The organism is Pedobacter sp. Leaf41 (assembly GCF_001422545.1).
Taxonomy (GTDB): domain Bacteria; phylum Bacteroidota; class Bacteroidia; order Sphingobacteriales; family Sphingobacteriaceae; genus Pedobacter.
The window spans coordinates 108,346-128,162 of record NZ_LMLE01000010.1; the positions used below are offsets into that span (position 1 = coordinate 108,346).

Here is a 19,817-nt window from a genome sequence, read left to right on the forward strand (position 1 = left end):
CACTTTCACAAACTGCTTATTATCTCTTTCATCTAGACATCTGTATCGTGCATCCTATACTCATCAGGAATAATTTAAAAATACTCGGTAAAGGTAATCAAGTTATTGTATTTGCACATGGCTTTGGGTGCGCACAGAGTTCATGGAAGTACATGACAGATGCATTTCTAGATGATTTCAAAGTGATACTCTTTGATTACGTTGGTTCTGGCCGCTCGGATAAAACTCAATACGACTACCACAAATACTCCACTTTAGATGGTTATGCCTGTGATGTTCTTGATATTATCGAAACTCTTGGACTAAAAGACATTATTTTCGTTGGCCATTCGGTAAGTAGTATGATTGGGATGATTGCCGCTTTGCAAAAACCCGAAGCTTTTAAGAAACTCATTTTTATTGGGCCTTCTCCGAGATACCTTAACGATAGGGATTATATTGGTGGTTTTGAAGCTGCTGATATTGAAACCATCTTCACACAAATTGCCGAAGATTATGTTAGCTGGACTAAGGCAATCGCTCCAATAGTGATGAATAAAGCTGAAGAACCAGAATTAGCTGGTTTTCTGCAAGGCTGTTTTGAAGAAACAGAGCCAAGCATTGCTCTGGCCTTCGCTATGGCAACATTCAAAGCAGATTACCGCGATCATTTAAAGAAGTTTGATATTCCGAGTTTAACGCTGCAAAGTAGCAATGATATCATGGCACCCTTCTCTGCTGGTGAATACATTCATCAAAACACAAGAAATAACTTCTTCGTGGTGATGAAAGCGACCGGGCATTTTCCACACATTAGTGAACCTGAGGAAACCATAAGGGAGATTAAGGATTTTATCGCTCATGAAAATATTCACACAACACGTGATGAGCTCTACGCCTAGCTTATTTCTGTTTTACTGAATCTACAAAATGTTGGGCTTCCGCTTTTGCTTTATTGCAAATGGCGTGAATACACTCCAATTGTGATCCCATCTCGGATAAATCCATATTTTCTAATGAACGCAAACTGGTCTCCAATTTAGACCTTAAGCCCACAATATAAATTGTTGACAGCGTACGAAGAGCAATCATCTTGATCTCTTCTCCTCTCTTTTCTTCAAAAATTTGTTGTAATTCTAACAAGTCCTGGTTAATCGTTTCGATAAATTTCTCTATTACTTCGATCTCATATTCCTCATCGCCTAAACTAACATCTTTTAAATAGCTTAAATCAATAACTTCATAGGCATATTGATCCCCAGATTTTAGCTTCTCCTTTGGTAAAAACTGGGTAAGCATCCCCAACAGTTCAATCTTCTGGATAGGCTTACTAAAACATCCATTCATGCCAGCGGCAAAGCATTTATCCTTAACTTCGTTAATATTAAAAGCGGTTACAGATACGATCGGTACCTCTAGCCTAAGTTTTTGACGAATGATTTTAGTCAGTTCGATACCATCCATTTTCGGCATCGTGAGATTAAGTAATATTAAAAAAAATGAGTGCGATTCAAGCAAAATTTGCGCTTCCAGTCCGTCGCTGGCAATTTTGAAACTAAAATCGTATTCTCGTAAATAGTTGGCTATTAGCTTTTGATCGATTAGGTTATCTTCTACTATTAAAACGTCAATTTGTTCTCTCATAAACATCTAATCACACACTAAAGAGTTTGCATCCGCTTGTTTAGTGATGATTTATAGGCATCAGAAACTGGAACAAAATGTTGCTGAATAATCAGCGTTCCGCCCTCAATGGTATCTATTTTGCTAATATTTACGATAAACAACCGGTGTACCCGAGAAGACACATCTATCGGCAACTTATCTTCCAGTGACTTTAAAGAGGAATGAATTGCGTATTTTTTTTCATCCAGGTAAATTTTCACATAGTCACCTTTAGCTTCCAAATAATTAATGTCTGCAAGTTTTATTCGTCTGATAATGTTAGAATCCTTAATGAATATAAATTCATTCTTTTTGGAAGGCATAAACAAATTTTGATTCTTGTAAATTTCTTTCGCCTTGATAATCGCTTTTAAAAACCGATTGGGCGTTATGGGTTTGGCAATAAAGTCAACTACATTTAAATCGTAGGCATCAGATGCATAATCTCGTTTCGAGCTTATAAAAACAATCAACAGCCTTTTATCTCCTAAAGCTTTAACAAGTTCAATACCAGTAATACCTGGCATTTCAACATCAAGAAGCAGTAAGTCATTTTTATTATTTGCTAATATCTTGTAAGCATCTGCAGCATTCTCACATTCTGCAATTAGTTTTAAAGAGTCCTCAATTTTGAATAAATTTTTGAGGACACTTCTCGCTATTGCATTATCATCATCAATAATCAGACAGTTCATTTTATATGGTTAGCGTGACACTAAAACTAATCAATTACTTGAAAAGTCAATTGAACGTAATTAAAATGAATGAAATGAATAATTACTTGCAAAACTAAAAACCGATAAAATTTTCACCACGTATATAAGCCCATTCAACTTGCAAAAGTGCCTTTCTAACGACTGAATATTAACCTGCTAAGCCTTTAGAAACACTTTTGACGACAGAAAATCATTTAAAAAAATTAGAATAATCTCATGAACACAATTAAAACAATTACACTTTCGCTTTTAAGCTTAGTATCCATCTCTCTACATGCGCAATCGTTCAAAGAACCTGTTGCTTACAAACTTAAAAATGGAATGACCATCATCATTTCGGAAAATGATCACTCACCAAAAGCTTACGCAAGTTTTACTTTAGATAAAAAAGCATTCGCTGGCAGCAAAGACGGTATAGTTGAAATGCTAAACGCAGTTTTGAACGAAAGCATTACAAGCGACAATTTATCTTTTAAAGATAGAAGCGGCAAATTAGCTGCCTCAGCAGATATTTTTGATAAAGAACTTTCAATTATGGCTTCTCTTTTGCAAAATGCAAACATCAATGAGAAAACATTTAATACAGGAAAGGCAAAACTATTAATGAGCCTAAAGTTGCACGATTATGATTACGATCAAAGCGTTAATGAAACTTCAATAGCAAATCTAACATTTAGCGATGTCTTAAATTTCTACAACGAAATTTCTCCTGAGAAAACATTTTTAACAATTGCTGGTGATGTAAACACAGTTTCAGCTAAAGCTTCAGTGAAAAAGGCCTTCGGTTTATGGAACACCAATAAAGTGTATCGAAACGAAGTCGCTTCGAAATAGCATTTTATAATTCAGTGATTTTGCCCTTTGATTAAACCTCAAAGGGCTTTTTTATGCTTAAATGTTACAGATTTTTGCTTTAATCGCTGTTAACATTAAGTAATCATTCGATATATTAGCCTAATAATTTATTTCTCAAGATGAATAAAATTTACACTACTATTTTCCTGATTGCTTTTGGCACTTATACCCAGGCTCAGACAATTGTTAATCGAAATCAGGATATCGAATCGATGGTAAAATCTGTTAATAAGGATTCGCTTAAGCAGTATATTTCGACCATGGTTAATTTTGGCACAAGAAGTACTTTAAGTGATATAAAAAGTAAAACCAGGGGAATTGGCGCAGCGAGAAATTGGGTAGTTGCTAAGTTTAATCAATTTGCAAAGCAAAGCGATGGAAGATTAACAGCCTTTTTAGACACTACAACTTTTCAACCAGACGGAAAACGAATTGATAAAGCAACTTTGTTAGGCAATGCGGTAGCTATTTTAAAAGGAACTGATACAAATGATAAACGGGTTTATGTTGTTAGTGGTCATTTAGATAGTCGGGTAACTGACGTAATGAACCGAACCAGCGATGCGCCCGGTGCTAATGATGATGGTAGTGGGGTTGCCGGTGTGATTGAAGCGGCCCGTCTCATGAGTAAATATAAATTTTCTGCCACAATTATTTTTGTTGCGGTAAGTGGCGAAGAACAATCATTATTAGGATCTGGATTTATGGCAGCCAAAGCCAAAAAGGAAGGTTGGAATATTGATGCAATGCTAAACAATGATATGATTGGCAGTAACAACAGCAGCGAAACGCAAATTATCGACAATACCCGACTGAGGGTTTTTAGCGAAGGCTTACCCAGTTACGAGTTGGATAAGAATGCAAAAGCCATTCGTCAGTTTGGGCTAGAAAATGATGGGAAAAGCCGGCAATTGGCTCGATATGTAAAAGAAGTTGGCGAAAGATACGTGGATCAACTCGAAGTGAAGCTTATTTATAGAAATGACCGTTTCTTGCGGGGTGGAGACCATACACCCTTTGTTGAAAATGGATTTCCGGCAGTGAGAATTACAGAAATGAACGAAAATTTTGACCACCAGCATCAGGATTTAAGAACCGAAAACGGGATTCGTTATGGCGATTTACAAGAGTTTATGGATTTTGAATATCTCCGGAAAAATACTGCTGTAAACATTTCAGTTTTGGCTAGTCTGGCAAAAGCACCATCGAGTCCTGTAGAGGTAAAAATCGATGTAAAGAACCTGAGCAATTCATCATCTTTGTATTGGAAAGCGCCAACAAATGGCCAGGTAAAAGGTTACTATGTACTGATGCGTGAAACGAGCAGCCCAATTTGGGAAAAGAAATTTTTTACCACAGCAACCGAATTAAAAATTCCTTATAGCAAAGACAACTATCTATTTGCGGTACAAAGTGTTGGTAAAGATGATAGTGAGAGTTTGCCTGTGGTTCCAGGAATTGGCCGCTAATGAAACTTTTAAGATTTGTGGTTGTTTAATTTCCAAAAATTAGAATGAAATTTAAACCTGTAGCTTTTTTAATAAATATTTTCATCACCTTGGGTATTGGTGCTTTAGGAGGTTTGGCAACTTCTGAATCGGTTAAAACATGGTATCCTACATTAAACAAACCCTCATTTAATCCTCCAAACTGGTTGTTTGCTCCGGTTTGGACGAGCCTTTACATATTAATTGGCATTGCGGCTTATTTAGTTTGGATAAAACGAGATAAAATCGCTCATTTTCCAAGGGTTTTAGCGATTTATTTTATCCAATTAATCTTAAATTTATGCTGGTCGTTTATCTTTTTTTCCCTTCATGAAATAGGCTTCGCATTATTCGAAATCATCATCTTACTGATCGTAATTGTGGCTAATGCAATTGCATTTTACAAGATCGATAAATGGGCGGGCTATTTATTCATACCTTATATTCTTTGGGTAAGTTTTGCATCATTTTTAACTTATAGCATTTTCATGTTGAATTAATTTTAAAAGAAAACACTATTTTAGAGGAGTGGTAGCTTTTAAAAGATTTTTGCTGATGCTCTTCATTTTGTGCTGTGCTAAGCTACATGCGCAAAAAGTAGGCCTTGTATTTAGTGGTGGTGGCGCCAAAGGACTTGCTCACATTGGCACACTTAAAGCATTAGAGGAAAACCAAATTCCGATAGATTATATTACCGGAACATCAATGGGCGGGATTGTCGGTGCAATGTACGCCGCAGGCTATTCACCTAAGCAAATTGAACAAATTGCGGTAAGCAAAGAATTTCAAAACTGGGTAAACGGAAGATACACGAGCGATTATACCTATTACTTTCAAAAAAACGCACCAAATGCATCGATGTTAACAGCCAAAGTGGCCATTGATACTGGCTTTCACTTTAGTTTTCGCTCCAATATCATCAACGATATTCCACTCAATTTTGCTTTTTTAGAACTCTTTTCTCAAGCATCCGCAGTTTCGAAAGACAATTTTGATAACCTCTTTGTGCCTTATCGTTGTATGGTTGCCGATGTACTTTCGCAGAAAAGCATCACCGTAAGTAAAGGAAGTTTAGCCGAAGCAGTAAGGGCTACAATGACCGTTCCCATTGTTTACAGGCCAATTAAGTTGGATGGGAAATATGTTTTTGATGGAGGTTTGTACAATAACTTTCCAGCCGATGTAATGGAAAAAGAATTTAAACCCGATTATGTAATTGGCGCAAATGTTTCGTCAAAAACTTATAACGAATATCCAAAAAATATTGATGACAGATTGATGAACCGCTTTTTGGTTTACATGTTTCTATCTAAATCCGATTCTACCATGATTGGCAAAAACGGCATCTATATTCAGCCAGATTTAGGCACCTATAGTGTAACCAATTTTGCACCGGTAGAGGATTTAATTAAAAAAGGATACGATGCCACCATGGCTGACATGCCTCGAATTAAAGCCCTGATCACGAAAAGAGTCGACCCACAGGAGCTGGAACGGAAAAGGGCAGCATTTAATTCGCGTAAACCCGATTTAAATTTCAGCAGTATCATTGTTTCCGGGGTAAATAGTCAGCAAAAAAAATATGTGGAGCGGCTCTTTAAAAGTGATAAGGCCACCTTTAATCTAGAAGATATCAAACGGGGTTACTATAAACTAGTGGCCGATCAAACTTTCGAAACCATTTACCCTAAAATATCATACCAGGCCCTTACTGACAATTATACTTTTGAAGTGGTTGCACAACCGAAAAAAAGCTTTAAACTCGATTTAGGTGGCAACATTTCGACCAGGCCAATAAGCAACGTTTTTTTGGGTGCAGAATATAATTACCTCAATAGAAAAGCTTATACTTTTGGTACCAGCTTTTATTCAGGTAGATTTTACGAATCGGTTCAGGTTAATGGCCGGATCGATTATCCCACAAAACTGCCCATTTTTTTAGCGGCTGAGCTTACTTATAATCACTGGAATTTCTACAATACGAGTAAAATTTTTATCGAAAATCCCCGTCCCATTTATATAGAGCAATCGGATAGAAAGATAGATTTGATGATGGGTGTACCACTAAACTACAATACAAAGGTAGTTTTGCATGCTAATTTCATCAATAATAACGATCGCTACAGTCCCAATAATACTTTTTCTGTAGGTGATTTATTGGATCAAACCATTTTCAACGGTTTTAGAGGGTCGTTAAATCTGGAGAAAAATTCGTTAAATAGAAAACAGTATGCCACCAATGGTCAAAGTTTTTCTCTCAGTGTAAATTACACAACCGGTCGCGAAAATTATAATCCAGGTAACATATCACGTAATATCCCTGGTTTTTCAAAACCAATTGGCGTAAGCAGGTTACGGCAATGGGGAAGTATCAAACTCACCCAGGAAAACTATTTTTTACACCTTAATAAATACACTTTAGGCTACATTGTAGAAGGTGTAATTTCAAATCAACCCCTGTTTAACAATTATTATTCTACTCTTTTGGTTTCTCCGGCATTTTACCCGATACAAGATAGCCGATCGCTCTTTTTAGATAAGTTTAGAGCCACCACATACGCAGCTGGAGGAATAAAAAACATTTATAACTTTAGAAAAAATTTGGATTTTAGATTGGAAGGATACTTATTTTTGCCACATAAAGAGTTCGAATTAAATAATTTTCAAGATGTAGATTATGCAAGAGCCATAAGCAAAATACGCTATGCGGCTACAGCTGGCGTAGTTTATCATACGCCTGTGGGCCCTGTAAGCTTAAGCTACAATTTATATAATGATGCAATTAAAAGAAATGGTGTATTATTACATATCGGTTATCTAATTTACAATAAACGTTCTATCGAATGAAGCGAATCATTTTACTCTTATCCCTGTGTTTAATCGGTTTTTTTAGCTCGGCACAAACTGCAGCCATCAACAATTTTTTGGTAAAAGAAAATCTGCTTAAAAATAATAAGCTGGCCATCATAGCTGCTGATTCATTAAATGTTCCAAATGAAAATATTAATGGCACCTATACCTTTAGCGTTAGCGGCTTTACCCAGGTATTAAAATTTAACGATGGAATTGCGGTGCTCCCCCTTCCTATCGATAAATCGACATTTGTATATATCAAACATCAAAACGATACGGGCACCCATAGCAAGCTGGTTTACGTGTATAAGAAAGATGCTGACCTCACCCCGTATGCTATCAGCAGCTTATGGCTTTTTATTATTCCTATTGCACTGGTTATCATCGCATTTGCATTCAGAAAACTTATCATTTTTGTTGTAATAGCTTTTTTGATATTTGTTTATTTTAACCACAGTAGCGGTTTGAATATTGGCACATTTTTCGAAAGTATTTTTGATGGTTTGAAAAATTTATTCTGATTTGGAAAGCAAAAGCAATGACCTGTTTAACGCAAGTCCGGCTTTTTGCTAAATTCCCGATGCTATTTCAGTGCGGATTGTTCTGCAAAGCCATCGGGAGATATCGCTTCAATCCGGTTTATTAGATTAATACAATGCTACTATTAAAGTTCGCCCTTCCACCGTTTTAAAATTATCACACTAAAATGCGTATTGCCGTAATAGACTTAGGAACGAATACATTTCATTTGCTTATTGCAGAAGTTGTAAAGCAAAACTTCGATATACTTTACAAAACCAATGTACCTGTTAAACTCGGCGAAGGAAGGATTAACGAGAACATGATCATACCGACAGCTTTCAATCGTGGTCTAGCCTGCTTGGAAAACTTTGCAGAAACCATCAAAGAATTTAAGGTAGACCAGGTTAAGGCCACCGCAACTTCAGCTGTGCGAAGCGCCAAAAATGGAAAGGATTTCGTTGAAGCTGTTTTACAAACCTGCGGAATTTTGATTGAAGTGATTAGTGGCGATGATGAGGCAGAGCTGATTTATCAAGGTGTAAAGCTGAGCGGTGCGATCAAACAATCATCTTTGATTATGGATATTGGAGGCGGAAGTGTAGAGTTTATCCTTTGTGATACCGAAAAATTGATTTGGAAAAAGAGTTATAATATCGGTGCAGCCCGTTTAGCGCAACATTTTTTCAAATCCGATCCTATTAATGATGAAGACAAAAACGCACTTTTATATCACATCCAAGCCGAATTAGCAGCGCTATTTGAGAAATGTGAACACTACAAACCCAAAATTTTAATTGGATCTGCAGGTGCATTTGAAACCTTTGCTGAACTAATCATCAAGAGAAAGAATTATCCTGTAGATATTGCGACAGCCAAAACCTACGCATTTAACTACGATGAATACATCGAAACCGCTATTGAACTTTTAAATCGCAATCACTCGGAACGAGCAGCCATGAAAGGTATGATTCCGCTTCGGGTAGATATGATTGTGATGGCCACCCTAATTACAAACTACGTACTGGGCAGAGCAAAAATTAATGAAATCATCCTCTCCACCTATGATTTGAAGATGGGTTCGCTCGCAGGCTTTTTATAAGATTAATTTCCCTTTCTCGGAACATACATTATTTCCCCTACAATCATTGGTTCCATTTTTAATAGCAAATCAACTTGCTTTTCTACAGCGTAATTTAAGGTCATGTTGGCAGAGAACCGGGCGCTTTGAACAGCAAGGATTTTGTTTTCCTTAGTGATTCCGCTGGTGAATTTTATCTCGTAATGACCATTCTTATCAGTAGAAGCATAATATCTGGTATTCAAAATAACCACTCTAATTCCTGTCAGTGGTTTTTTATTTGCATCTAAAATTCTGCCGCTAATCTTTTTTATGGTGATTGGTTTCTTCTCATCTGCATAGCTACGCAGTTTTTCGACGATCTGCGTTTCTGGCTTTTCCGTTAGTACCGAAGCATTAACGTTCTGCGTAAAAATGCTTACGCCTATGGCTAAAACCCCAATATATTTCATCCAGTTTCTATTGGCAGGCGCCACTACCAGATGGTAATTAAGTTGGTTGAGTTGAGTCTCGGTTAACCTTCCGCAAACTTCTGATGAAGCATTCGCTAATGTTTTAATAATATCAGCGTTACTATATCCGGTAAAATCTACCACACATTTATTGCAAGCCTGGCAAAAATTAAATCCATCCTTTTGATCCATCTCCTCCCAGTTTTGAGTGCAAGGTTCAGCAATGGTCACTAGTGCGTTTGAATTTTTCATCTTTCGGTGTATTTGGTTACATGATGAAAAATCGTTTAGGATTCCACAGATGGAAATAAAAAAATAAGGTTAATTCATCTGATTGGAATTTAATGATATGAATACTTTTGAAATTTGGTAAAAAGTTTAATGTTTGCAATTCTAATTCAGTTACTTCTTAAGCAAAATAGAAAAGCTACTACAAAGATTATATCGCGTCTGTTCATTACAACTCGGAAGATGAAGTGTTTTTTGGAAAAGTGATTGGGATAAATGATCTCATTACTTTCGAGGGTTCTTCTGTGAGCGAATTAAAAAATGGCTTTTTTGAGGCTGTTGATGATTATTTGGAAACTTGCAAAGAACTAGGTAAATCGCCCGACAAAACCTACAAAGGAGTTTTCAATTTAAGGATTTCATCAAGTTTGCATAAACAAGTAGCACTCTCTGCATCGCAATATAAAATGACTTTAAATGATTTTGTAAAAACAGCATTATCATAAGCTGTTAACCATAAAAGCGATGTTGTGGCTGAGTTAACAAAGTAATCGCTTAAATAAATTCAAGCAATTCTCGATACAATTTCTCTGTAGGTAAACCCATTACGTTGGTGTAAGATCCTTCAATGCGTTCTACCACTACAATTCCCCACCAATCTTGAACGCCATAACTTCCTGCTTTATCAAATGGTTTGTAGTTGTCGATATAAAAGTCAATTTCCTCACGTGTAACAGCTTTACAATAAACCTCGGTTCGATCATAGAAAGAAAACATTTTGTTGCCTTTAACAAGCGTTACTCCAGTATAAACCTCATGTTTATTTCCCGATAGCTTAGCAAGCATTTCCTGTGCATGATTTTTATCTCTTGGTTTTCCCAATATTTCTCCATTCAGGGCGACAATTGTATCGGCAGTAATCACTACTTCATTGCCTGCTTCAAAGGCTTTTGCTTTTTGCTCCGAAATATAAACGGCTATTTCTGCGGGACTCAAATGTTCGGGGTAGCTTTCATCAACATCTCTAAGTTCGACTTTGAAGTTTAGGCCCATAAGTTTAAGCAGCTCTTGCCTGCGTGGAGATTTTGAAGCAAGTATAACGGGAATTTTATTCAACATAATTTTCGGAAAGCGCTAAAATAACAAAAGCGACAGAAATGCCGCTTTTGTTATTATCATTTTTTAAAACTTAGTTATTTCCACCGCGTTCCTGCATGCGTTTTTGCATTTCAGCACGTTGCTCCTCTTGCCATGTTTTGTAAAGCTTTTTTTGGTCTTCAGTTAAAACGGCGTTCACTTTAACATCTCCTTCCGCACGAAATTTTTGCATTTTCTCTCTCATCGCGTCTCTGTCTCCACCTTGAGCTTCCTCACGCATTTTTTTCATTGCATCAGCTTGCTCAGTAAACACAGTGGTCAGCTTTGTTTTTTGATCATCGCTTAGCTTCAACTTTTCATCAAGTTGTTTTACACGATCTTCTGGTTTCATCATCATACCACCGCGACCACCACCTTGCTGCGCATTTGCATAAGTTATTACCGAGAATAACAATGCACAAATCATCATTAATTTTTTCATGTTTTTTGTTTTGAAATTTAGACTTGTTGGAGTAAATCTGAAATCAAAAGTTTAAAGGAAGAGTGTAACTTCGCTGTTGCAAATCGAACTGGCTTTTCGATTGCTGATAGCGGATAGAAAGTAGCTTAAGTTTTAGGAAATACAATTATTTGCTTGAATCAGCAGCATTAGGATGTTCATCATACCACTTGCCTTGCACCTTCATCACTTTTTCGATAATATCGCGAACAGCGGTTTTGCCGCCGGGGTATGGGGAAATAAATGTCGATACGGCTTTGATTTCCTCTACGGCATCAGCGGGACAAGTAGCTAAACCAACCAATTTCATCACATTTAAATCAGGAATATCATCACCCATGTAAAGCACTTCTCCGGCCGTAATTTTCTTATCAGAAAGATATTGTTTAAAGATGGGAACCTTATCGCCAGACCCCAAAAACACATCAGTTATACCTAGGTTGAAAAAGCGTTTTACCATGGCAATGCCATCTCCACCTGAAATAATGCACAAGTTATAACCTTTTTTTACCGCCAGTTGCATGGCGTAACCATCTTTGATATTGAAAGTACGCAATGATTGGCCGTTATCAGTTACCTGAACAGAACCATCGGTAAGCACACCATCAACATCAAAAATGAAGGTTGTAATTTCTTTTAATTTTTGGAGAAACATTTGGAGTTGAAGGTTAAAAGTGGAAAGTTAAAAGCCGGCTTATGAATGCAGACTCCAAACTTATTACTAATCTTGATTATCTCTCCACTCGTAAACCCAGGCAGATTGAATTTGCTCTAAATGGCCTTCGCTACTTTCTTCACGGGTGCCTTTGAAGTTAGGTAATTCCAAAACCCACTCTAACAAATCGGTAAAACGGATGCGGTAAATCTTGGTTTCGCCAAACTCATCTCCAAATTTTTCATATAAAGACATTGCAATATCTTCATAATCGTTCCAGTAAAAGGGTAAGGCAAATTTATCGTTGTTCATGTTTTTATTTTTAGGTTGTAATGATGGGTAATTTTTGTTGGAAAGTTTAAGGGTTATAAAGCTATCAGTTAGAAGCTTAATCTCTTCGGACTTCGGACTGAATACTTCAGACTAAAGAAGCCTAGTGTCCCATAAATCCAGATTGATCAGGAATGGTAACTTCAATATCGCCATTAATCACTACACATTGGCAGCCCAAACGTGAGGTTATTCGTGGTCTTACCGCCCTGTCAATAAAATCTTCTTCTTTATCAGAAATTTCTTCAATGTTATCCATTCCCTGGGTAACGTAAACATGGCATGTACTGCATCCGCAAACACCGCCGCAGTTGTGTTGAAGTTCGATGCCGTTATCCAGACACACATCCAAAACCGACTCTCCAGCCGCTATAGGTAATTCTACAGGTGCATGATCTGCTTCTTCGAAATTTATTTTTAGTTTAAAAATGCTCATAATATTTTGCAAAAGTAAGAAGCAAAAGCCGTAAAAATGCTATTTAGGCATTAATTTTATGCTCTTGCTTAAAGTTTGATAAATGTTCTGCAATTCAGGTTGGCTTTCCAACAAACCTAAATGCTTATTCATAGTGTTCTCATCTCCTCGCACAGCGGGACCAGTCTGCACTTTCTCTGGTAAATTATTCATCACCTTATCCGCCGTTTCGGCAATTAATGGCCTGATGATGTTGAAATCAAGGCCATTTTCTACAAGAACTTGATTCGCTAAAGCATAAAGATGATTGGGAAAATTACAGGCAAAAACAGCGGCAAGGTGAAGTGCTTTTCTTTTTTCTCCATCTAATTCATAAACCTGATCGCTTAACGTTTGAGCAAGTTTTTTCAAAATCTCTAGCTCATTGACGTTACTCGCTTCAATGCAAAGCGGAATATGATCAAAAGAAACTTCTTTCACTTTGGAGAAAGTTTGCAGTGGATAAAAAACTCCGGCTCTTGCTGTGTAATTCTTAATCGAAGAAATATCGGTTGTACCTGAAGTATGAACTACAAGCCCCTCAACATTTTTTAACGCAGCAGCAACGCGTTCAATAGCATCATCCTTAACTGAGATGATGTATAAATCGGCAGTCTGATCCACTTCGGATAACTCATTTATGGCTTCGGCATTTATTTTTTGCGCAAGTAAATTGGCGTTCAACAGATTCTGGCTATAAACCTGCATCACATTTTCTGCTTTGGCAACTAATGCCTTAGCTAAGTGTGTGGCTACATTTCCAGATCCTATTAAAACAATGTTCATCTACTTATACTACTTTGGCTTCTTTTCGTCTTCTGAAAATAGATAGCAAAAAGCCTATTACCATAATAATAGTACCTGCCCAGTATAAGTTAATGAAAGGAAACTCAATGGCTTTAAAAACTACCCAGTCTTTTGCTTGTTGAGGTTTCTCAAAGATCTGAAGTTCAACCTTTTTCTCGTCAGGTAAAACCTGCGCAAAACGGAATTTCAAATCCAACTCATCCACTTTACGAGCAAAATCAAATGTGTTATTTCCTTTGATCAAAAACATTGGCTCGGCAGTATAGACTTTACCGGCGGCATTAATTTCTAAAGGTAAACCAACAGCATAATCACCTTGGGCTAACACTAAATCTTTAGCAACAGGCTTGTTATTTAATGCTTTTACAGTTATAATTCCACTTGAAGTATGAATGGTATCCCCTACCGAAACCTTAACAATTCTTGGTGCTTTATAATTTTCATCGTCCGAGTGACCTTCGTGATCTTCATGCGACTCCTGTTTTACTGCAGCACTTGTAATGTGCGTATACACATCGTAAGTTAAATAGTGCTTTGTATCTGGTGAAGCAATTAATCCCATCTTTTCATTATCCTGAACGTGAGGATGTAAATTGAAATCCTCTTTCACTTTACCTTCCTTATCTAAAACCTTAAAATTTAGGGTATAAATAGTGTTTGGCAGTTGCGTGGTGTCAGAGACATAAGTTACCGTATACTTACCCATCTGTTTGGGCTCGTTTTTATATAACATGATGTTTTCACCCGGCTTTTCAGTCTTCTCGAAATCCTTTACAGGAATGAAATTATTTGCGTTGATAGATAGTGGTTTATTCGTAGCCGCAGAAATAAGTGCACCCAAAATTAAGAATGCAAAACCAATGTGTGCTATTGCTGAACCAGCCAATTTTACCTTTCCTCCGAAAGCTTGATATAGAATTGCAGCATTTGAAAGTACAGCAAAAATACAGCTAAAAGTTATCAGGATGTACATGGTATTGGTATAGATATCGGCAACGTATACCAAACCAGCGGTTAAAACCAGCGAAAACAATATCACTGAGATTAAGCTGCTGTAGAATTTCCTAGGATCAGTTCTTTTGTATTTTAAGTATTGGGAGAACCCTGAAATTAACGTTACCAAAACCGCAAAAGGCGCTTGCCACTTGTTGTAATACTTAACCGCATCAATCGGCGGCGAAAAATTAGTACCAAAGGCTTTATTAAATACCGGAACTGATGTAGAGAAAATAACCTGAATACAAGCAACAGTTACCACTAATGCACCAATAAACATCCAAAATTCACGCGAATAGGTTTCCTCATCTTTAGTAGTAATTGGTAATTCTTTCCACCTTTTAACCACCAAAAATATAGCAAGGGCAGCAAATACCACGTTGTATAAAATCAAGTGACCAAACATGCCCATATCGGTAAATGAGTGTACAGATGTATCACCTAAAATTCCGCTTCGGGTTAAGAATGAAGCATACAATACCAATAAGAAACTTAAGAAAACCAGGGCAAGTGCGGTAAAGTAAGCATGACCTGTATTTTTGTAAGCAATCATTACGTGTACTGCACCGATTAAAGTTAACCACGGAATTAGCGAAGCATTTTCTACCGGATCCCAGGCCCAGAAACCTCCAAAGTTTAGCGCTTCGTAAGCCCAGAATGACCCCATAATAATTCCGGTACCCAAAACCATCACCGCAAAAAGCGTCCATGGCATTGCTGGTTTAATCCAGTCTTTATAACGTTTTTGCCACAAAGCAGCAATTCCGTAGGCAAAAGGTACCACCATACTTGCAAAACCTAAAAACAGGGTTGGCGGGTGAATAACCATCCAGTAATTTTGCAATAGTGGATTCAAACCTCTTCCGTCGGTTATAAATGTTAAGTATTTTGCAAAGTTTTCAGGATTTGCGAAAACTACGGGAGCCATCGCTTTCAAATCAACCGCATCTCTCAATAATATAAATGGAGAACTACCAATGCGTTCGCCAAAAATTTCTACACCCAACATCATCGAGGTTAAAAAAACTTGAGAAAATGCTACAACGGTCATTACAGGCCGTTCCCAGGTTTTGGCCTTCCAAATTAAAAGCGCACCTAAAAATGATTGCCAAAAAGCCCAAAGCCAAAAACTTCCCTCCTGTCCTTCCCAGAAAGCAGAAACGATATAGTAAATCGGAAGTTCTTTTGAAGAGTGAAAATAAACATAGTTGTATTCGTTATAATGGCCAAGGATCAGGTAAAAAAGCACCACACCGATGCCAATTATACTCGCCCAGTTAACCAAAAAACCTATTCTACCAAGGTTACGCCAAGATTTATCTTCTAAATTTTCTTTGCGACTGGCAAAAAAATATGCAATTGTTGAAAGTAACGATGCACTAAAAGCCAACACAATAAAAAACTGCCCGATTTTACCCGGCAACAGGTTTTCGCCTACAAACTGAATATCCATTAAAATTAATTATATTTTTTTTCGCCGTACTTACCAACTGTATCCACCTTACCATCTTTATTCACTTCAACAAGATTATCATTGTATTTAGATGGGCATTTCATTAAAATTTTCGACGCGTAGAATTTGTCCTTATCCATTTTTCCGATAAGAACTAATTTCTCAGATTTTTCAAAATCCTGAGGTTTTGTGCCATTATAAATCACCTCACGAACTTCTCCTTTTTCATCTTTCATATGGAATGCAAAATGATTAGCATCTTTCACAGCATCGTAATACATTCCTTTTGATTTTTCCCAATAACCCATTACGTGCTCCTCTTTTTGTGAAGAAGCCGCTTCTTTGAAATTTGAATAAGTATCTGTATTGGCGTTTAAGCTAAATAAGATTCCCACCGAAATAGCAATGGTAATCAAACCGATGATTGCACTTTTTTTCATTTTGTATGTTATTGTAAAAGCTGGCAACAAAGATAGAAAAATAGCCATAGCGAACGCCAGTTAACAATTTTCTTGTCTTTATATTGACAATTAGCTGATTAATACGGAAACCAAATTTTGGTTAAGATTTACAAATCGATAACTGTTAAAAAAATTCATTAAATAATATTTAGAAAATGAGCAAACAGCAATTCTTAGTTTAATTAGTCCCGCCATTTGCTTTAGCCCTCATCCAATGAAAAATTGGCTTTCGGGGCTACCGCTTTTTGTCGGGTTTATTAACCCAGGTTAAGTGCACGGAAGCGAACACCGCTTAAAATTTCTTATCGGATAGTCCCTTCACCTGCCGAAATCCGAAGTGCTTTCAAATTGGAAATGAAAATCGATTAAAATTTCGCCTTTAATGATTAAGTTTGAAGCTTCAGATTATTCCTCAATTGCGTCCCATTTATTTAAAGAATTTTTATGAACCTTAGACAGTTCTACATTTTAGTTGCAGTTGCATTTATCATACCCATATTGAGTTCATGTTTTCAGGTTGTTGAAGAGATTACCATGCGAAACGACGGCACAGGCGATGTAATGCTAACCATTAATTTGAGCCAGAGTAAAACTAAAGTGGCATCATTAATGCTGTTGGATAGTGTTCAGGGATATAAAGTGCCCAGTAAGCAAAAAATTCAAAAAGAACTAAATGAGGCAGCAGCCTATTTGCGCAAAAGCGAAGGCATCACCAATGTTAAAACCACCAGCGATTTTAATAATTATATCGCTACCATAAGTTTTTCTTTCAAGGATGTTTCGAATATCAACAACATTACCAAAAATATCCTTGCGCAGCAGAAAATCAAAGCAACAAATACCTCTTCTTACACTTATAATAAAACAACCAAAACTTTTAACCGGAAATATCAAGCAGTTGCATCAGCAAAAACCGAGTACAATAAACTTAAAAGTAAAGATAAGGCGGTGTTTAACGGCGCAATGTATACCAGCATTTACCGCTTTGAGTCTCCAGTTACTAGCACCTCTAATTCCGCCTCAAATCTTTCCAAATCCAAAAAAGCGGTGATGCTTAAAGCAAGTGTGATGGATTTAATAAATGGAAAAATTAACGTTTCCAATCAAATACAACTATCTAAATAAAAATGAAAAAAATTCTAATTGCGGTCTCCATTCTATTTCTCGCTAAATTAAATTACGCTCAAGATCTAGTCAAAAAAATCCCTTCAAACGCTTTTACTGTTGCTACCATCAAAGGCGACAATGTGTTTAAACTGATGTTTGTTAAAGATTTTAATGAGTCGTTTCTCGGCAAAAAATTATTAACAGAAACTTCAAAATCCCTTGATCAAAATCTAAATAGTGTTGAAGATTTTGGTGTGAATTTGGAAAAGAACATGTACTATTTCAACCAATTGAGCGATAGTATTACCTACAATTGTTTTTTGATTCCGCTTAAAGATGCTACGAAATTTGAAAGCCTGATAAAGGATAAAGACAAAAAAATCATAGTTGAGGGAAATGTGAGCACATTGAAAATGCCCGATAACGGGGGCATTATTATCAAGTGGAATAAGGATATGTTGTATTTCATTACAGGGAGCATCCGAAGTTCTTTCTTTGCCGATTCTGCAAATTCTGCCCGCTACGGAATTAAGGACATTAAATATCAAACTAATTATGAAGATGTTGCTGCGCTAGAAAGTACTACAACTGTAGATAGTACGGCAGCTGTTGCCAGCGATGTGATAGTTGTAGACGTTCCTGCACCTCCTACTATTGGCGAATCATATCCTCAAATGGAAAGCCGTGAGGTAGTAAAAAAGAAGCAGCCGACACAAAAAAGGAAGATTGCTACGAAGAAATCAAAGGGAAAAAAGAAAGGTGCAAAAAGCAAACCTAAAGCGATTGCTAAAAAACCGAAAGAAGTTATAGAAATAAAGGAACCAATGATTGAGGTTGTGGATTCACCTCACATGGAAGATGGATATACAACAGATAGTACCGCAGTAATGACTGAAGCCGGCTATGCTGACGACCGATATGATGAATATCAAAAGGAAAGAGCAGAACAGGACAGCTTGAAAAAAGAGCTGGCTATGGTTTGGATGACAGCAGAAGCCAATAAAATATTCACCGCGAATTATGAATCCATAGAAAAAAATAAATCTTACACCTCTAGTTTAGATAGCAAAGCCATCGCCGAACTTTGGGTTTCCAGCCTACAGGATGCTTACAATTCCATTGCTCCCGAATTTGGTACTTACGGAAAATCGGGTTTAATGAAAGGTTATGGCAGTTTAAATGCAAAGCTTTTTATGGATGAAAAAAGTTTTCGCATTTCTACAGGATTAGAATTAGCCAAAGATCAAGCCGATGCCTACAAAAAAATAATAAATAGGAAATTAAATAAAAAGTTTCTGAAGTATGTTAATAGTGATAAAGCAATTGGCTTTATGGGTTATTCTATTGATACAAAAGCCTATTTAGAAGAGTTTCCTAAATTAATGAAACAGACTTACGGTTCGTTTTTAGGAAAAAATATGGAAGAAGAAATTGAATTGGGAACCGATTTATTTTCGCTTTTGTTAGATGAAGAAGCGGTAAGTATGGTGGTTAAAGGCGACGCCATGTTTGTAATTAATGGCTTAAATACCAAAGATGTTACCTACACCACTTACGATTATGATGATGATTATAACCGTAAAGAAGTAACAAAAACCAAAAAAGAAACTTTGCCTGATTTCTTGTTTATGTTTTCATCAGAAGATCACCGATTGATGAACAAGCTGATTAAGTATGGCTTGAATAAAAACTATGTTACGGTTAACAACAACATTTATAAAATTGAGGAGAAGAAAAGCCCAGTTGATATTTACTTTATGATTAAAGATGGTATCGTTTTCTTTGGCAATTCTTTAACAGAAATGGAAAGTATCAGCAACAATACTTTCGTTCCGGCAATTAATAAGTCGCACAAAACGCTTTTGGCAAAAAACAATTTTAGTTTCTTATTCAATGCGAAAAACCTGGTAGGCAAAGTGCCAACGGAAGAAATTGGTGGGGAAGAAACGGCAAAGAAATTCAATGAAACTTTGGGCAAAATGGGCAATATTTATATGAAATCGAATCCAATTAAGGGAAATGTAGTTTCTGCAGACATTAGTGCTGAAATACCTAATGGACATGAGAATGCTTTAAAATATCTGTTTTCGTTAATTGAAAATGCTTCGAAATAATTCACCAA

General features: G+C 36.7%; 21 protein-coding genes. 10 read left to right on the plus strand and 11 right to left on the minus strand.

Features of this window, described 5'->3' with window-relative positions; translation table 11 throughout:
- The first annotated feature begins 47 nt into the window (after positions 1-47).
- Entirely contained in the window at positions 48-881 is an 834-nt protein-coding gene (locus tag ASE92_RS16995) for an alpha/beta fold hydrolase (RefSeq protein WP_056851315.1), read from the plus strand.
- Position 882: 1 nt separating this feature from the next.
- Here ASE92_RS16995 and ASE92_RS17000 read toward each other — a convergent pair whose 3' ends face one another.
- A complete protein-coding gene (locus ASE92_RS17000) occupies positions 883-1,623 on the minus strand; it encodes a response regulator (protein ID WP_162237771.1) in 741 nt (246 codons plus the stop codon).
- Positions 1,624-1,640: 17 nt separating this feature from the next.
- Positions 1,641-2,339, minus strand: coding sequence for a LytTR family DNA-binding domain-containing protein (locus ASE92_RS17005; protein ID WP_056851317.1), 699 nt, complete (start codon positions 2,337-2,339; stop codon positions 1,641-1,643).
- Between the two features lie 237 nt (positions 2,340-2,576).
- Between ASE92_RS17005 and ASE92_RS17010 the strand changes: the two genes are divergently transcribed.
- From ASE92_RS17010 to ASE92_RS17035, 6 genes are all read left to right on the plus strand, one after another.
- The gene (locus ASE92_RS17010) at positions 2,577-3,194 is read left to right on the plus strand and encodes an insulinase family protein (protein ID WP_056851318.1); all 618 of its coding nucleotides are present in this window, start codon (positions 2,577-2,579) and stop codon (positions 3,192-3,194) included.
- 140 nt (positions 3,195-3,334) lie between these two features.
- Positions 3,335-4,684, plus strand: coding sequence for a M28 family metallopeptidase (locus tag ASE92_RS17015; protein ID WP_056851319.1), 1,350 nt, complete (start codon positions 3,335-3,337; stop codon positions 4,682-4,684).
- 44 nt (positions 4,685-4,728) lie between these two features.
- Positions 4,729-5,202: a TspO/MBR family protein gene (locus ASE92_RS17020; RefSeq protein WP_056851320.1), complete on the plus strand. Its 474-nt coding sequence runs from the start codon at positions 4,729-4,731 to the stop codon at positions 5,200-5,202.
- Positions 5,203-5,257: 55 nt separating this feature from the next.
- The gene (locus ASE92_RS17025; protein ID WP_056851321.1) at positions 5,258-7,549 is read left to right on the plus strand and encodes a patatin-like phospholipase family protein; all 2,292 of its coding nucleotides are present in this window, start codon (positions 5,258-5,260) and stop codon (positions 7,547-7,549) included.
- Positions 7,546-8,076: a hypothetical protein gene (locus ASE92_RS17030; RefSeq protein WP_056851322.1), complete on the plus strand. Its 531-nt coding sequence runs from the start codon at positions 7,546-7,548 to the stop codon at positions 8,074-8,076. Before ASE92_RS17025 ends, ASE92_RS17030 begins: the two co-directional genes overlap by 4 nt.
- Positions 8,077-8,261: 185 nt before the next feature.
- Entirely contained in the window at positions 8,262-9,176 is a 915-nt protein-coding gene (locus ASE92_RS17035; RefSeq protein WP_056851323.1) for a hypothetical protein, read from the plus strand.
- 2 nt (positions 9,177-9,178) lie between these two features.
- Here the strand turns inward: ASE92_RS17035 and ASE92_RS17040 are convergent, their stop codons facing one another.
- A complete protein-coding gene (locus ASE92_RS17040) occupies positions 9,179-9,859 on the minus strand; it encodes a carboxypeptidase-like regulatory domain-containing protein (RefSeq protein WP_056851324.1) in 681 nt (226 codons plus the stop codon).
- Positions 9,860-10,083: 224 nt separating this feature from the next.
- Here ASE92_RS17040 and ASE92_RS17045 point away from each other — a divergent pair, with 224 nt between their 5' ends.
- On the plus strand, positions 10,084-10,341 hold the full coding sequence (locus ASE92_RS17045) for a type II toxin-antitoxin system HicB family antitoxin (protein WP_200926447.1): 258 nt from the start codon (positions 10,084-10,086) through the stop codon (positions 10,339-10,341).
- A 49-nt stretch (positions 10,342-10,390) separates the two neighbouring features.
- On the opposite strand, the gene ASE92_RS17050 is transcribed toward ASE92_RS17045, so the two are convergent.
- The 8 genes from ASE92_RS17050 to ASE92_RS17085 form a co-directional block, all read right to left on the minus strand.
- Positions 10,391-10,954 carry a nucleoside triphosphate pyrophosphatase gene (locus ASE92_RS17050; RefSeq protein WP_056851326.1) on the minus strand — a complete coding sequence of 188 codons (564 nt, stop codon included), beginning with the start codon at positions 10,952-10,954 and terminating at the stop codon, positions 10,391-10,393.
- Positions 10,955-11,024: 70 nt separating this feature from the next.
- Positions 11,025-11,414 (minus strand): hypothetical protein, encoded by a 390-nt coding sequence (locus ASE92_RS17055; protein WP_056851327.1) that lies wholly within the window; start codon positions 11,412-11,414, stop codon positions 11,025-11,027.
- A gap of 145 nt (positions 11,415-11,559) precedes the next feature.
- Positions 11,560-12,087, minus strand: a complete 528-nt coding sequence (locus ASE92_RS17060) for an HAD family hydrolase (RefSeq protein WP_056851328.1) — start codon at positions 12,085-12,087, stop codon at positions 11,560-11,562.
- 66 nt (positions 12,088-12,153) lie between these two features.
- The gene (gene iscX, locus ASE92_RS17065; RefSeq protein ID WP_056851329.1) at positions 12,154-12,399 is read right to left on the minus strand and encodes a Fe-S cluster assembly protein IscX; all 246 of its coding nucleotides are present in this window, start codon (positions 12,397-12,399) and stop codon (positions 12,154-12,156) included.
- Positions 12,400-12,520: 121 nt separating this feature from the next.
- Positions 12,521-12,853: a 2Fe-2S iron-sulfur cluster-binding protein gene (locus tag ASE92_RS17070; protein WP_056851330.1), complete on the minus strand. Its 333-nt coding sequence runs from the start codon at positions 12,851-12,853 to the stop codon at positions 12,521-12,523.
- A gap of 39 nt (positions 12,854-12,892) precedes the next feature.
- Positions 12,893-13,657 (minus strand): Rossmann-like and DUF2520 domain-containing protein, encoded by a 765-nt coding sequence (locus tag ASE92_RS17075; RefSeq protein WP_056851331.1) that lies wholly within the window; start codon positions 13,655-13,657, stop codon positions 12,893-12,895.
- A 4-nt stretch (positions 13,658-13,661) separates the two neighbouring features.
- Positions 13,662-16,127, minus strand: a complete 2,466-nt coding sequence (locus ASE92_RS17080; RefSeq protein ID WP_056851332.1) for a heme lyase CcmF/NrfE family subunit — start codon at positions 16,125-16,127, stop codon at positions 13,662-13,664.
- Between the two features lie 5 nt (positions 16,128-16,132).
- On the minus strand, positions 16,133-16,567 hold the full coding sequence (locus ASE92_RS17085; protein WP_056851333.1) for a cytochrome c maturation protein CcmE: 435 nt from the start codon (positions 16,565-16,567) through the stop codon (positions 16,133-16,135).
- Positions 16,568-17,032: 465 nt separating this feature from the next.
- Here ASE92_RS17085 and ASE92_RS17090 point away from each other — a divergent pair, with 465 nt between their 5' ends.
- Together ASE92_RS17090 and ASE92_RS17095 are read left to right on the plus strand one after the other, a co-directional pair.
- Positions 17,033-17,713 (plus strand): hypothetical protein, encoded by a 681-nt coding sequence (locus ASE92_RS17090; protein WP_056851334.1) that lies wholly within the window; start codon positions 17,033-17,035, stop codon positions 17,711-17,713.
- Positions 17,714-17,715: 2 nt separating this feature from the next.
- On the plus strand, positions 17,716-19,809 hold the full coding sequence (locus ASE92_RS17095) for a hypothetical protein (protein WP_056851335.1): 2,094 nt from the start codon (positions 17,716-17,718) through the stop codon (positions 19,807-19,809).
- The last annotated feature ends 8 nt before the right edge of the window (positions 19,810-19,817 follow it).